The sequence below is a fragment of the Amphritea pacifica genome, from assembly GCF_016924145.1.
Classification (GTDB): Bacteria; Pseudomonadota; Gammaproteobacteria; order Pseudomonadales; family Balneatricaceae; genus Amphritea; species Amphritea pacifica.
Genome location: NZ_JAFFZO010000043.1, coordinates 1 through 14,757, shown reverse-complemented (window position 1 = coordinate 14,757; position 14,757 = coordinate 1). Strand labels below are relative to the sequence as shown.

The window sequence follows — 14,757 nt, the reverse complement described above, 5'->3', positions numbered from 1 at the left end:
GGGTTAATTCCATTGTAGGAGCCGCATCCTGCGGCGATAAAACGATTTACAGGCACAGACTATCGCCGCGGGGGCGCGCCTCCCACACCAGACAACGCGATCATTTACGGGTTAATTCCATTGTAGGAGCCGCATCCTGCGGCGATATAACAATTTACGGCCACGGACTATCGCCGCGGGGCCGCGCCTCCCACACCAGACAACGCGATCATTTACGGGTTAATTCCATTGTAGGAGCCGCATCCTGCGGCGATAAAACAATTCACGGGCACGAACTATCGCCGCGGGGGCGCGCCTCCCACACCAGATAACGCGATCATTTATGGGTTAATTCCATTGTAGGAGCCGCATCCTGCGGCGATAAAACAATTTACAGGCACGGACTATCGCCGCGGTGCTACTCCTCCCACTCCACTGAACAGACCACCACACCGAACATCGCGATCATTTATGGGTTAATTCCATTGTAAGAGCCGCATCCTGCGGCGATAAAACAATTTACAGGCACAGACTATCGCCGCGGGGGCGCGCCTCCCACACCAGACAACGCGATCATTTATGGGTTAATTCCATTGTAGGAGCCGCATCCTGCGGCGATAAAACAATTTACAGGCACGGACTATCGTCGCGAAGATGCGACTCCCACACCACCTATTGCAGAAAAAAAAGACCCTGCACTTGCGTACAGGGCCTAAGCGTGAAGTGAAACGAACAGTCCTTGATAGGGAGGCCTGAACGTCTGACTGCCACTTCGACATCGGTAACATTCTGCAGATAACCTCTGGGCAGAATGAAAAACAGGTTTGAGCGCTTAGAAGCTGTCTCCGGGAATACGGACGAACCCTTCCATCAGTACCCGTGCGCTGCGGCTCATGACCGCTTTAGTGGCACTCCAGTCACCATTGGCCTGCTGCTCTGCGGCGGCACCGACACGCAGGGTGCCAGAAGGGTGGCCGAAGGTAACCGAATCGCGCTCTACACCTCCAGCGGCCAGGTTCACCAGAGTACCGGGGACCGCGGCAGCGGTGGCGATAGCGACTGATGCAGTGCCCATCATCGCGTGGTGCAGTTTACCCATGGACAAAGCCCGTACACAGACATCGATATCATCCGCAGAGATCCGCTTACCACTGGAAGAGACATAGGCAGTTGCTGGCGCAACAAAGGCCACCTTAGGTGTATGCTGACGGGCTGCCGCTTCCGAGATATCACTGATCAGCCCCATCTTCAGCGCGCCATGAGCTCGAATGGTTTCAAAACTTCCCAGCGCTGCGGCATCGGAGTTAATATCTTTCTGCAGCTCAGTCCCTGTGTAACCGATATCTGAGGCGTTAAGAAAGATGGTTGGAATACCCGCATTGATCATTGTCGCTTTTAAGGTGCCGATGCCCGGAACCTCCAGATCATCCACCAGATTCCCCGTGGGGAACATTGACCCCTCACCATCAGCCGGGTCCATAAATTCGATCACCACCTCTGCTGCCGGAAACGTCACACCATCCAGTTCAAAATCACCGGTTTCCTGCACCTCTCCGTTAGTCATTGGCACATGGGCGATGATGGTTTTACCAATATTTTTTTGCCAGATCCGCACGGTACAGATCCCATTGTCAGGAATACGCTCGGCGTCAACCAGGCCATTACTGATGGCGAACGCCCCTACCGCTGCGGTCAGGTTGCCGCAGTTGCCAGACCAGTCGACAAAGGCTTTGTCGATCGCCACCTGACCAAACAGATAATCGACATCGTGACCGGGTTCGCTGCTCTTATCCAGGATCACCGTTTTGCTGGTACTCGAGGTTGCGCCACCCATACCATCAATCTGCTGACCATAGGGATCGGGACTGCCGATCACCCGCAGTAAGATATTGTCGCGGGCTTCACCCGGCTGCTGTGCTGCTGCCGGCAGATCCTGACGACGGAAGAAAACACCTTTACTGGTACCGCCACGAATATAGGTCGCGGGGATTTTTACCTGTGGAACAAATGCCATTTTTTATATTCCTGTGTCTCTGAGTGTCATTCAAAAACGAGACTCGTGTTCAGAAAACTCTTAATAAGATCAGAGTGGTATAAGCGCTTATTAAAAATTCTCTTAAGAACTCTCTGTAAAAACTGCAGAGCCGGAAGAGTGCTTATCCGGCCCTGCATAGTGTTTAACGCTTATGCGTTGGCTTCCAGGAAGTCCTGCGCAAAGCGCTGCAGCACACCACCAGCACCGTACACATGGACCTCTTCAGCGGTATCCAGACGACAGGTCACCGGAATCTCAACCACCTCGCCATTGCGACGGGTCATCACTACTGTCAGATCGCAACGCGGGCTGATCTCGCCAACCACATCGTAGGTTTCAGTGCCATCAATGCTGTAGGTATTGCGGTTATCACCGGCTTTAAACTCGAGCGGTAATACCCCCATGCCTACCAGGTTGGTACGGTGGATACGCTCAAAACCTTCCGCAACTATCGCTTCAACACCGGCCAGGCGAACACCTTTGGCGGCCCAGTCACGGGAAGACCCCTGACCGTAATCGGCACCGGCGATGATGATCAGCGGCTGTTTACGCTGCATATAGGTTTCGATGGTTTCCCACATCCGCATCTGGGTACCTTCCGGCTCCAGACGTGCCAGAGAGCCCTGGATAATCTCGCCATTCTCATCCCGGCACATCTCATTAAGCAGTTTGGGGTTGGCGAAAGTTGCCCGCTGAGCAGTCAGGTGATCCCCCCGGTGGGTTGCGTAAGAGTTAAAGTCCTCTTCCGGCAGGCCCATCTTGGCGCAGTATTCACCGGCAGCACTGGAAGCCTGGATTGCGTTAGATGGCGACAGGTGATCTGTGGTGATGTTGTCACCCAGTACCGCCAGCGGACGCATCCCCTTCATGGTCCGTTCACCGGCCAGTGCGCCTTCCCAGTAGGGAGGACGACGAATATAGGTTGTCTGTGGACGCCAGTCATACAGAGGGCTGGGTGAACGCTCTGCGGCTCCCAGATCAAACATAGGAATATACACCTGATTGAACTGTTCCGGCTTCACGGCGCTGGCTACAATAGCGTCGATCTCTTCATCACTTGGCCAGATATCTTTCAGGGTAACCGCATTGCCCTCTTTGTCGGTCCCCAAGACATCGTTTTCGATGTCGAAACGGATGGTGCCGGCAATGGCATAGGCAACCACCAGTGGCGGAGATGCCAGGAATGCCTGCTTGGCGTACGGATGAATCCGGCCATCAAAGTTGCGGTTTCCGGACAGCACGGCGGTCGCATACAGATCGCGGTCAATGATCTCCTGCTGGATCACCGGATCAAGCGCCCCGGACATACCGTTACAGGTGGTGCAGGCATAGCCGACGATACCGAAACCCAGCTTTTCCATCTCGGGCAGAAGACCGGCTTCTTCCAGATAGAGTTTGGCCACCCGGGAACCCGGCGCGAATGAGGTTTTAACCCAGGGCTTGCGAATCAATCCCAGCTCATTGGCTTTCCTGGCAACCAGCCCGGCTGCCACCACATTGCGCGGGTTAGAGGTGTTGGTACAGCTGGTAATGGCGGCGATGATAACGGCGCCATCCGGCATCAGGCCATCCGCTTCTTCTGCTTGGGCTGCGGCCAGCATCACATCACTGGAGATACCACGCTCGTGTAAAGCGGAGGTCGGCAAACGGCGATGTGGGTTAGACGGACCCGCCATATTACGGACCACGGTAGACAGATCAAATTCCAGCACCCGCTCGTACTGAGCATCAACCAGATCATCCGCCCACAGGCCGGTTTCTTTGGCATACTGTTCAACCAGAGCAACCTGTTCCGGCTCACGACCGGTCAGCTTAAGATATTCGATGGTCTGCTCATCGATATAGAACATGCCGGCAGAGGCACCATATTCCGGCGTCATATTGGAGATCGTCGCACGATCACCAATCGACAGGGTTGCAGCCCCCTCACCGAAGAACTCCAGATAGGCGGAAACGACTTTCTCATTACGCAGAAACTCAGTGATCGCCAGCACCATATCGGTGGCGGTAATCCCCGGCTGGCGCTTGCCCACCAGTTTAACGCCGATAATGTCCGGCAGGCGCATCATAGAGGGACGGCCCAGCATGACGGTTTCAGCTTCCAGACCACCGACACCGATAGCGATAACACCCAGCGCATCAACGTGAGGGGTGTGACTGTCGGTACCCACACAGGTATCCGGAAAGGCAACGCCGTCACGGGCCTGAATCACCGGAGACATCTTCTCCAGGTTGATCTGATGCATAATACCGTTACCGGCCGGAATCACATCAACGTTATCAAAGGCGGTTTTACACCACTCGATAAAGTGGAAGCGGTCATCGTTACGACGATCTTCAATATCGCGGTTCTTCTGAAAAGCCTCGGGATCAAACCCTGGTGCTTCAACAGCCAGCGAATGATCAACAATCAGTTGGGTTGGTACAACCGGATTCACTTTAGCCGGATCACCACCCTGTTCAGCAATCGCATCCCGCAGGCCAGCAAGGTCAACCAGTGCGGTCTGACCGAGAATATCGTGACAGACCACACGGGCCGGATACCAGGGAAAGTCGAGATCCTGCTTGCGCTCAATCAGCTGTTTCAGGGAATCAGTCAGTGCTTCGGGTTCACAGCGACGCACCAGTTGTTCAGCCAGAACACGGGAGGTGTAAGGCAGCGTTGCATAAGCACCTGGCTTAATCGCTTCAACCGCCGCACGGGTGTCGAAGTAATCCAGGCCAGTACCTGCTAACGGTTTACGGTATTCAGTATTCATATCACACCATTGAAATCTTAGTTAGGGAAAGGGCTGAGCTTCACCACAGCCCCTCTCCTCTCAGCCAGTTCAGCTTATGGACGGTCAGCGATATCGATCCACTCGGCGCTGATTGGGCCACTGTAGTCAGCCGATGGGCGGATAATGCGGTTATTGGCACGTTGTTCCATCACATGTGCGGTCCAGCCTGCGGCCCGGGAGCACACGAAAATCGGGGTAAACAGCTCGGTCGGAATGCCCATGAAATTGTAGGCAGAAGCATGGAAGAAGTCGGCGTTACAGAACAGTTTCTTCTCACGCCACATCACCGCTTCCACCCGTTCAGACACGGCGAACAGATACTCATCGCCCACCTGTTCAGAGAGTTTTCTGGACCACTCTTTAATAATCGCATTACGGGGATCAGAATCCCGGTAGATCGCATGGCCAAAACCCATGATCTTATCTTTACGCGCCAGCATCGCCATGATTTCGGCTTCCGCTTCATCCGGAGAACGCCAGTCCTGAATCATCGCCATCGCCGCTTCATTAGCACCGCCATGCAGGGGGCCACGCAGGGAACCAATGGCAGCGGTCACGCAGCTATGGATATCCGATAACGTTGAAGCACACACCCGGGCAGTAAAGGTTGAGGCGTTAAACTCATGCTCAGCATAAAGAATCAGCGAAGCATGCATCACATCAACATGCAGCGGTTCAGGCTTCTTGTCGTGCAGGGTCCAGAGGAACTGCTCACCGATAGAGTTGGCATCGGTCTCCACATCAATACGCTTGCCATGATGGCTGAAGTTGTACCAGTAGTTAATCATACCCGGAAAAACTGCCAGCATCCGATCGATATGATCATGCTGCTCGGTAAAATCCTGCTCGGTTTCCAGGTTGCCCAGCATGGAGCAGCCGGTACGCATCACATCCATTGGGTGAGCGTCCGCGGGAATCTGTTCCAGCACGGTTTTGAGAGCAGCAGGCAGCGCGCGCATCCCTTTCAGGCGGGCTTTATAAGCATCCAGCTCACCCTGATTTGGCAGCTTGCCATACAGCAACAGATAAGCGACCTCTTCAAACTGCGCCTTATCCGCCAGCTCTTTGATATCGTAGCCACGGTATGTCAGACCTGCACCACTCTGCCCAACGGTACAGAGTGCCGTTTCACCAGCGGACTGACCACGCAGACCCGCACCACTTAATTTTTTAGCTTCAGCCATCCTATCTTCTCCTCTCTGCTTGCGGGCCTGAAAAGTGTGTTTACCCGTTACAGTATTTTTTGCTTTGACTCTGTCGATCTTCCCGCTTTAACGCTCAGCGGGAGTTAGCTCATCGGGTTTCAGCGCTGTGGCTGATTACTTGTTTTTACCTTCCTGAAACAGCGCATCCAACTTCTGTTCAAAGTCGTGGTAGTTGAGAAAATCGTAAAGATCCATGCGGGTCTGCATCGTGTCGACAACCGCTTTCTGGTCACCATCTCGCAGAATCGCTTCAAATACATTCAGTGCAGCCAGGTTAGCCGCACGGAAGGCTGACAATGGATACAGCACCATGGTCGCGCCATGAGCGGCCAGTTCCTCAGTATTAAACAGCGGTGTCGCACCAAACTCAGTGATGTTAGCCAGCAGGTGTGCGCCGTTAATGCCATCAGAAAAGGCCTGATAATCATCCAGGGTGTGAACCGCTTCGGCGAAGATACCGTCGGCACCGGCTTCCAGACAGGCCTGAGCACGCTCAACCGCAGCATTCAGCCCTTCCATCTGAAACGCATCGGTACGGGCGATCAGGAAGAAGTCGTCGTCAGTCTTAGCATCGACAGCGGCTTTCACACGGTCAACCATCTCCTCCAGAGACACAATCTCTTTATTAGGACGGTGGCCACAACGTTTCTGCGCAACCTGATCCTCAATATGACAACCTGCCGCACCGAACTTTGTCATCTCTTTGATGGTACGGGCGATATTGAATGCCCCCCCCCAACCGGTATCGATATCAACAATCAGCGGCGTTTCCACAGCGCTGGTAATACGGCCCACATCGGCCAGCACGTCATTCATCGATGTCATGCCCAGATCGGGAAGACCATAAGAGTGGTTAGCAACGCCGCCACCGGACAGATAGATCGCCCTGTGGCCAACACGCTCAGCCATCATCGCATGATAGGCGTTAGTGGTACCCACGATCTGCAGTGGATTGGTCTCGTCTAATGCTTTGCGGAAACGTCCGCCAGCGGTCAGTTTGCTCATAGGTTATTCCCTCTCTTCTTTGTTCGTTGGGTTCAGACGTTCTTCTATATTACGGCGTGCCCGGCCTATATGCCGACGCATCAGCAGTTCTGCCAGCTCGCCATCCCTCTCTTCGATCGCATCCAGGATGCGATGATGCTCCTTCAGGGCACGTTGCGGACGTGATTTAGAAACGCTGAACTGGTAACGGTACATGCGTACCAGGTGATAAAGCTCACCACCCAGCAGCTCAAACAGTTTAGAATTTTTACTGGATTGAACGATGCGGTAGTGAAAATCCAGATCGCCCTCTTTCTGAAAGTAGGCGCGTCCATCAATCTCCTGGATATTTCGCTCATGCTGATAGAGCAGTTCCCGCAGGCTGTTGATCTCATCTGTCGACATATTTTCGGCCGCCAGTCGACAGGCCATGCCCTCAAGCGCCTCACGAATACGGTAGATCTCAACTAACTCTTCCGGGCTCAGCGATACAACACGGGCCCCGACATGGGGAATACGGACCACCAGGCGCAAGCCTTCGAGCTGACGGATCGCTTCGCGTAAAGGCCCCCGGCTGATGCCGTAGGTGCGGGCCAGTTCCGGTTCGCTGATCTTTTGTCCCGGAGGGATATCACCGCGGACAATGGCGGTAATCAGTTGGCCACTGACACGATCGGCCAGGGTGCGCACTTCGCTTGAGGTATCGTTTAATTCTATGATCTCTGCCATTACAACCTTCTCGATGGATTGTCGACAATCTTGTTATTTGGCTAACAATACAGAGCAACTCCTGCATCGTCAACCATACTAAAGACGAAAAGTGTCGACATGCTACAAAAGTATAGGGGTATATCCTGACTTAGCTATCAGACATAAAAAAGCCCCGTCAAACGAGGCTATCAGTCTAGTTCAGGAGTGCGTATCAGGCGAGAAAACGGTTCAGTTCGCTATCCATAATACGGGCGATCTGACGGGGTTTCTGAAATGGCAGCGAATGATCAGTGCCCGGCACCATAAAGTAGTGCCAGTTGGGCAGGCGCTCAGCCAGATCCCGCTGATACTGATGCATCAGATCGACACTGTGACCGCCAATAAAACTGGTGACATCACCCTGGGCAGCCACCAGTGCTTCACGGTCTATAGTGGTGATCGCTTCCGTGACACAGTTGAGGGCATTAGCAAAACCAATAGGACGTGCTGCAAGGCGCTGGATTGTCAACAACTCGGCTTTAGGCGCGACTTTCCGGTTGGGCGAGATAGTATCCAGAAACGCACGTATTCCGGTTTCCGCCTGATCCCCTTGCAGATGCTCTGCGGCTTCACTGAACTTCAAGCGCAGATTAACAGTCGATTCCCAGCAGGGCCGGTCAAGCATCGCAGACTCTAACAAATATTGTTTCTTCACCCGCTCATGGTAACGCTGCTTATACAGTAGTGACACCATCCCCCCCATGGAATAGCCCGCCAGATCAAACTGCCACCAGCCCAGATGGTCCACCAGAGCACCGAGATCGTTCACCAGTTCATTGATGGTGAAAGAATGCTCCGCTCCGTCGGGGTAGCGCGTATTGCCCGTGCCCCGCTGGTCCGGTATGAGAATTTCATCCCAGCCAGTGGTCATCATGCTAATGGCTGACCAGGTATCCTCTCCAGCCACGCCGGCACCATGCAACATCACCAGCCGGCGCGGCGAGCTGTCACCGGACTTTCTGTAAAGCTGATAACTGACCTGCTGGTCGGGAAGGTTGAGCTGATGCTGAGTAATCTTGAAGGGGTGTTTAATCATCGGTTCTGCTAACTGTTATCTGACGGCTATAAATAAACGGATAGTATCCTGAAGAAGAACAAAACTCCCGTCATTATACGGCGATTATACTGTTAAGATTTGTAGAAAAAACTGCAGGATTGCACCTCGCTTTCGCTACCCCGGACAGATACAATCGCTTTTTACCCTGAACCATCCTGTTAATCTTAAGCTGACGGATGGCAAAACAACGACCGGTCAAACTCAGAGACCTGAGCTGAAGACAGGCAAGAACTAAGGTTTATCGGGTGTACAGACTTTTTTCACTCCCCTATCTGCAAAATACCACCCTCTACTTCGAACGCATCCGTCACCTCGACGCCCCGGTCTTCCTCGACAGTGGAAAACCTGCAGGCCGTTATGGGCGTTTTGATATCATCGCCGCAAATCCTGAAGCCCGGCTTAGTTATCAGAATGGATTAACTCATCTCACCACAGCCAGCACCGATGAACAGCTTAGCGGCAATCCCTTTACCCATCTGCAACAACTGTTTAGCCAGTATCAGCAGCGTTGCCCTGAGCCACAACAAACCGAGGTTAAAGCGCTGCCATTCTGTGGTGGGTTGCTGGGATATTTTGCCTATGACCTGGGCCGCAGTCTGGAAACACTGCCAGAAAACACCATCGCTGATATCGAGCTGCCCGATATGCAGGTGGGTATATACAGCTGGGCAGTGGTGATCGACCATAAGAGTAACACCGCACAATTGGTCACCACCCCCCTGATCAATACCGCCGGGGCAGAAAATATTCTGCAGCTGCTAAACCATAATACTGAAACAGGCAGCCGTGGCTTTACCCTTGCCGCCCCCTTTAAAAGCAATATGAGTGAACCCGAGTATTACCACTCACTTAACCGCATCGATCAGTACATCCACTCCGGTGATTGCTATCAGGTTAACTTTGCCCAACGTTTCAGCAGCCGCTATCAAGGGGACCCCTGGGCGGCCTACAAGCTGATCAGACAGCAGGCGCCAACCCCCTACTCCGCCTACATTGAAACCGCTGACGGTGCGATTCTGTCACACTCACCCGAACAGTTTCTTGAAGTGTGCGACAACCAAGTCACCACAAAACCGATCAAGGGCACACGGCCAAGAGGCAACAACCCGGCGCTGGATGCACAGTTAAAACTGGCCCTGCATGACAGCGAGAAAGACCGGGCCGAAAACCTGATGATCGTCGATCTGATGCGCAATGACATCAGCAAGGTATGTGAACACGGCAGTGTCAGAGTGCCTAAACTGTTTGCTGTAGAATCCTATGCCAATGTCCACCACCTGGTCAGCACCATCACCGGCAAACTGGCGGCGGATAAAACCCCGATCGACCTGCTGGAGCACAGTTTCCCCGGCGGGTCGATCACTGGCGCACCGAAGATCCGTGCTATGGAAATTATCGAAGAGCTGGAGCCCCATCGTCGCTCTGTATACTGCGGCTCAATCGGCTATCTGAGTTTCTCCGGCCAGATGGATACCAGCATCACCATCCGCACCCTGATCTGTGAAAACGGCCAGATACACTGCTGGGCCGGCGGCGGCATCGTCGCAGACTCCGAAACCGCTGATGAATATCAGGAAACCTATGACAAGGTGAATAATCTACTTAAGCCTTTAGAGGAGACTATTGGTAAGAGCAGTGGCTAGATCGCCTTTAAAGGCAGTGGCCAGATCGCCGCTTCGCGGCTGGCTAGTGAATAGACGCGACTACGTCGCATGCCAGGAAAAGCGTTGCTTTCGTGGGGTGAAGGGATGAGGGGCCAGAAAACAGATCTCCCCCCCTTTCTTGTCTGTGAATCAGACGCAATCAGCTCTATCCGTTTACGGCTGCATAAACACATCGGAGTTAATTCGTAACTGCATCAGTTTGAGTTCTTCGGACTCGATAGATAAGCCAAAATAGAGTTGTGCTTTGCCATTTTCATAGCTTGCCATAACGTCGTAGTTACATCGTTCAACTGCACCACTGGTCGATTTATGATTCAAACACCCCTGCCAGGCAATACTATCAATAGATGTCAATACTCCCAGCTTTTTAAAATAACCGAACAGCTTTACGCCATCTTCATCCGTTGTGCTTTCTAACCAGGCGTCACTCAGATACGGCCTGGCTTTTTTATAGTCCCAGGGATCTTGCTCAGCAAGAAAGTTTTCGATAAACGGTTCTGCTCTATTTTCAAACTTGCCGTAGGTATTTGAGGTAGAATATGCGCCCCAGATAATCAGTACGATCAGCAGCCCAAAAACAACACCTAAACCAATCAGAATTTTCTTTATAATCCTTATTGCACCAGATCCTCGTTCTGGCTTTTCATTCGATGCGTTGGGGGCTCTATAGGGGTTCTCGTCCATGTTTTTTTCTCCGACATTTATTGTGCCAGCCCGGTTGCAGATGGCACATTAACATCTGGTCGACTTAACGTTGTTACGCCCAGCATGGGCATAAACTCATAAGGTGAAAGGCCTCAGTAGGAAGCTCACCATCCATAGCGATCTATCACAATATTAAATGTTAACGACTGGCGAATGGCAAGGATTTATCTCAAAGAGAAGTGGCCAGATCGCCGCTTCGCGGCTGGCTAGTAGTTAGACGCGACTGCGTCGCATGCGAGGAAAAGCGTTGCTTTCGTGGGGTGAAGGGATGAGGGGCAAGAAAATACGTCTGTCTCCCTTTTTCCTAATATCGATATTATCAGGCATACTCTGCTAACTCTTTAATCAGCCAATCACTGAAGACAGTGACTTTGCGTAAGTTTGCACTGAAGGGTGATACCAATAAAAAATACGTTAGCCCCGGTAAAGAGCAGTCATCATCCATAGTTTTTAACCAACCGTTCTGCACCGCCATTTTAGCTAATACCGAGCTAACCAGTGCTATTCCCTGACCGGTTAAAGCGGCTTGAACAACATGATCTTCCTGGTCAAAGTAACTTATCTTTGGGGCGGATATATTGGCGTTAAACGTTTGAAGCCACTTTTCCCAGCTTATTGAGGGTAAGTCTTTGTTCTTCCATCTGGTCTCTATATAAGTGGCATCAGTTAAATCCTTACAACTGTTCAAATAACCCTCTGTTGCATAGCCGGCAAAACGTTCGGTCACCAGTTTTACCGCTGTTGTATTTTTCTCAACATCACGACCATATCTTATTGCGAGATCAATGCGACGATCGCGCCTGATATCAGCAAGCTCCTCTCCGGTCCTTATCGCAACCTGAATATCAGGGTGTTCTTTATAAAACCTAGCCAGATTGGGAACAAGCCACATTGAGGCAAAAGACGTCGTTGTGGCTATGTTCAACACAGACTGCGCATCGGATATTTCTTCAATTGCCGTTGATATCTGCTGCAGCGCCTGATGGGCAACAAGTGCAAACCTGGCACCTTCTTGAGTCAGGACTATTGAGCGGACTTTTCGTTCGAACAGCAAAACCCCCAGCCGGTCCTCTAAGTTTGATATTTGGTGAGATATTGCCGTTGGAGTGATATTCAGCTCACCAGCGGCAGCTTTAAAACTACCTAAGCGCGCAGCAGCCTCAAACCCTTTGATTTGATTCAGTTGAGGTAAGCGAGAAAACATAGACTTTACTCATAGATGAAATCAGATCATCTATAAGTAAAGTTTTACCATTTGTCAACAAGCCCGGCTTTGCAAATAATTCCCGACACAGCGTAATTCATAACAAACCAGGGAAAATCATATGACCGCTATACTTCATATCGATGCAAGTGCACGTAAAGAACGTTCTATTTCAAGGACCTTAGGCGAGACATTCAAGCATCAATGGCTCACAGAAAAACCCGCAGATCGATTTATCTATAGAGATATTGGCAGCACACCACCAGACTTTATATCTGAAAGCTGGATTGCAGCGGTCTTCACCCCCGAAGAGAAAAGAACAGATGAGCAAAATTTATTGTTAGCATTGTCTGATGTGTTAATTGAAGAGTTATCAGAGGCTGACGTCATTGTCATATCCACTCCGATGTACAACTACGGTATGCCTGCATCACTGAAAGCATGGATTGACCAGATTGTCAGAATAAACAAGACCTTTACCTTTGACCTTAACCGTGGTGATTTTCCATTAGAGCCTACCCTGTCAGGAAAATTTCTCGTGCTTATAACATCTTGTGGCGAGTTTGGCTTTGAAGAAAACGGAGCACGGGAAACGATGAATCATTTAGGCCCCCATCTTCGCACACTCAGCAAATACCTTGGCGCAGATGAAATACATGAAATCAACGTGGAATACCAAGAGTTTGGTGATAAACGGCACAAGCGGTCAATTGAAAGCGCTTATAAGTCAATTCCGGAATTAATAAAACGAATTACCAAAAAGCTAGCTTCCCCAGAAAGCCCCTGTAAAGAACGCTGCCAGGATTAAATGTAATCCATTAAGCGCTCTTCAATTCTGATCTGACCTGGTTCATGACTACCTTCCTGTTCTGCCAGATTCGCTTCTGTACGGGTGCCATTCCCCCGACACCTCCGTGATCTGGCAATAGCTAAAATCAACTGAACTATACTTTAGTTTGAACTATGAACCGGGTCCAGATTTGGAGGATTTGTTATGTTGAAACGTACACTTATGCTGGCAGCTGTAGCCACTACACTATCTGTGCAGGCTTTCGCGGGTCACTGCCCGATGGACGCTAAGGCGATCGATAATGCGCTGCCCCGCAGTGATCTGAATGAGATGCAGAAAGCCGAGGTGAAAGCTCTGCGTGATGAAGGTATGCGCCTGCATGCAAATGGAAAACACCATGAGTCCGAAAAAACAATGGCTCATGCTATGCGCATGCTGCTTGAATCCAGGTTAGAGTAAGCTTAATTCTTAACAGCCTTTGCAGTGATGTGATGGACGCCCTTCCGGCAGTGGCGTCAATTTCTGCAATGATCACAGCAGGCATAAGAGAGCCGTGGCTAGATCGCCTTTAAAGGCAGTGGCTAGATCGCCGCTTCGCGGCTGGCTGGTGGTTAGACGCGACTGCGTCGCTTGCCAGGAAAATCTGGACCATAGGTTGGGATGAGGCACGAATCCCAACAACGCCCGTGATAACTGTCATACATCTAATGATTGAAGAGAGGCTTGCGCTCGTTCCCCCGCTCCCGCGTGGGTAGACCGCCGCTGCGCAGCTAGCGAGTAGTTAGGCGCGACTGCGTCGCTTACTGGAAAAAGCATTGGTTCATATGATTGAAGAATTTAAGCGGAAAGAAAGAGAATCTGTCTTATTGTCGTGCAATTAGTAACTGGCCTCTCAATTCTGAACAATTTTTGCGTGGGTATAATGACCCTGGTCGTCAAAATAGATACGTAAATCGTCATAGTCCATACGCAAGCCGCTGCACATGCCAAGATCATATTTATAGACTTGTTTGGTTATATCACCCTCAGGACTTCCAAGCAGAACAATGACATCTTCCTTAGTTGTTTCGCTGGATAACACATTATCCCGAATATCTTTAGCCATTCCGCCACGGTAACAAGAAGCTTCCTGCTCTCTGGATACCGGAGCGTTCCACGCACCCTTATCAAAACGTTCAGTACCAAAAACACCAGAACTCATATACCAAAAAAGAAGAGCACAGAGCATTACCAGAACCGTAATAACTCCCCCTACAACGATCAAAATCCACTGTACTATTTTTAACAGGTGCACAATTGAAACCTCAAACATTCCGTGTAAAAGGACGAGCATGGATAGTTCTGGATCCAAGACCGTGAATGACTAGCACGCGCTTCGCGCTTACTCGGTGCTCGACGCGATTGCGTCGATTGCTCTAAAAGGCTTGCAGTGATTTTACGGGATGAAGGACAAAAATAAATCAGTCCCCTTTTCTCCATTTTGGCTTGTTTACGGTTCAGCTCTGCCCGTGTTCCACTCCACTCTTTGGCTGCATTGGATGGCATTTTACAGCCGTCGATAGCAAACATTTCCCGACCAATCAGGTTCATGCCATCACACACCA

13 protein-coding genes are annotated in these 14,757 nt (G+C 51.2%); 3 read left to right on the top strand and 10 right to left on the bottom strand.

Translation table 11 applies throughout. The features are described from left to right. Positions 1-811: 811 nt before the first annotated feature. From prpF to JW499_RS19415, 6 genes are all read right to left on the bottom strand, one after another. Positions 812-1,993 (bottom strand): 2-methylaconitate cis-trans isomerase PrpF, encoded by a 1,182-nt coding sequence (gene prpF, locus JW499_RS19440; protein ID WP_205212145.1) that lies wholly within the window; start codon positions 1,991-1,993, stop codon positions 812-814. Positions 1,994-2,163: 170 nt separating this feature from the next. Next, positions 2,164-4,773 carry a Fe/S-dependent 2-methylisocitrate dehydratase AcnD gene (acnD, locus tag JW499_RS19435; protein ID WP_205212144.1) on the bottom strand — a complete coding sequence of 870 codons (2,610 nt, stop codon included), beginning with the start codon at positions 4,771-4,773 and terminating at the stop codon, positions 2,164-2,166. Between the two features lie 74 nt (positions 4,774-4,847). Next, on the bottom strand, positions 4,848-5,978 hold the full coding sequence (gene prpC / locus JW499_RS19430; RefSeq protein WP_205212143.1) for a bifunctional 2-methylcitrate synthase/citrate synthase: 1,131 nt from the start codon (positions 5,976-5,978) through the stop codon (positions 4,848-4,850). A gap of 135 nt (positions 5,979-6,113) precedes the next feature. Next, entirely contained in the window at positions 6,114-7,004 is an 891-nt protein-coding gene (gene prpB / locus JW499_RS19425; protein WP_205212142.1) for a methylisocitrate lyase, read from the bottom strand. 3 nt (positions 7,005-7,007) lie between these two features. After that, a complete protein-coding gene (locus tag JW499_RS19420; RefSeq protein ID WP_205212141.1) occupies positions 7,008-7,712 on the bottom strand; it encodes a GntR family transcriptional regulator in 705 nt (234 codons plus the stop codon). A 193-nt stretch (positions 7,713-7,905) separates the two neighbouring features. Further along, a complete protein-coding gene (locus tag JW499_RS19415) occupies positions 7,906-8,769 on the bottom strand; it encodes an alpha/beta fold hydrolase (RefSeq protein WP_205212140.1) in 864 nt (287 codons plus the stop codon). Between the two features lie 266 nt (positions 8,770-9,035). Here JW499_RS19415 and pabB point away from each other — a divergent pair, with 266 nt between their 5' ends. After that, positions 9,036-10,433, top strand: a complete 1,398-nt coding sequence (pabB, locus tag JW499_RS19410; RefSeq protein WP_205212139.1) for an aminodeoxychorismate synthase component I — start codon at positions 9,036-9,038, stop codon at positions 10,431-10,433. 174 nt (positions 10,434-10,607) lie between these two features. Here pabB and JW499_RS19405 read toward each other — a convergent pair whose 3' ends face one another. Both JW499_RS19405 and JW499_RS19400 read right to left on the bottom strand, forming a co-directional pair. Then, entirely contained in the window at positions 10,608-11,138 is a 531-nt protein-coding gene (locus tag JW499_RS19405) for a hypothetical protein (RefSeq protein ID WP_205212138.1), read from the bottom strand. A 340-nt stretch (positions 11,139-11,478) separates the two neighbouring features. Next, positions 11,479-12,363, bottom strand: coding sequence for a LysR substrate-binding domain-containing protein (locus JW499_RS19400; RefSeq protein WP_205212137.1), 885 nt, complete (start codon positions 12,361-12,363; stop codon positions 11,479-11,481). 121 nt (positions 12,364-12,484) lie between these two features. Here JW499_RS19400 and JW499_RS19395 point away from each other — a divergent pair, with 121 nt between their 5' ends. Beyond that, on the top strand, positions 12,485-13,171 hold the full coding sequence (locus JW499_RS19395; protein WP_205212136.1) for an FMN-dependent NADH-azoreductase: 687 nt from the start codon (positions 12,485-12,487) through the stop codon (positions 13,169-13,171). 186 nt (positions 13,172-13,357) lie between these two features. After that, the gene (locus tag JW499_RS19390) at positions 13,358-13,612 is read left to right on the top strand and encodes a hypothetical protein (RefSeq protein WP_205212135.1); all 255 of its coding nucleotides are present in this window, start codon (positions 13,358-13,360) and stop codon (positions 13,610-13,612) included. Between the two features lie 433 nt (positions 13,613-14,045). On the opposite strand, the gene JW499_RS19385 is transcribed toward JW499_RS19390, so the two are convergent. Together JW499_RS19385 and JW499_RS22525 are read right to left on the bottom strand one after the other, a co-directional pair. Beyond that, a complete protein-coding gene (locus JW499_RS19385) occupies positions 14,046-14,447 on the bottom strand; it encodes a hypothetical protein (RefSeq protein WP_205212134.1) in 402 nt (133 codons plus the stop codon). Continuing rightward, positions 14,435-14,757 (bottom strand): hypothetical protein (locus tag JW499_RS22525; protein ID WP_463427523.1); only part of this gene is annotated, 323 nt, incomplete at its 5' end. The genes JW499_RS22525 and JW499_RS19385, both read right to left, overlap by 13 nt.

Coding starts and splice junctions, on each gene's coding strand:
- JW499_RS19390 (WP_205212135.1), top strand. CDS start 13,358: ATGTTGAAACGTACACTTATGCTGGCAGCTGTAGCCACTACACTATCT.
- prpC (WP_205212143.1), bottom strand. CDS start 5,978: ATGGCTGAAGCTAAAAAATTAAGTGGTGCGGGTCTGCGTGGTCAGTCC.
- JW499_RS19415 (WP_205212140.1), bottom strand. CDS start 8,769: ATGATTAAACACCCCTTCAAGATTACTCAGCATCAGCTCAACCTTCCC.
- JW499_RS19395 (WP_205212136.1), top strand. CDS start 12,485: ATGACCGCTATACTTCATATCGATGCAAGTGCACGTAAAGAACGTTCT.
- prpF (WP_205212145.1), bottom strand. CDS start 1,993: ATGGCATTTGTTCCACAGGTAAAAATCCCCGCGACCTATATTCGTGGC.
- JW499_RS19400 (WP_205212137.1), bottom strand. CDS start 12,363: ATGTTTTCTCGCTTACCTCAACTGAATCAAATCAAAGGGTTTGAGGCT.
- acnD (WP_205212144.1), bottom strand. CDS start 4,773: ATGAATACTGAATACCGTAAACCGTTAGCAGGTACTGGCCTGGATTAC.
- JW499_RS19405 (WP_205212138.1), bottom strand. CDS start 11,138: ATGGACGAGAACCCCTATAGAGCCCCCAACGCATCGAATGAAAAGCCA.
- JW499_RS19420 (WP_205212141.1), bottom strand. CDS start 7,712: ATGGCAGAGATCATAGAATTAAACGATACCTCAAGCGAAGTGCGCACC.
- prpB (WP_205212142.1), bottom strand. CDS start 7,004: ATGAGCAAACTGACCGCTGGCGGACGTTTCCGCAAAGCATTAGACGAG.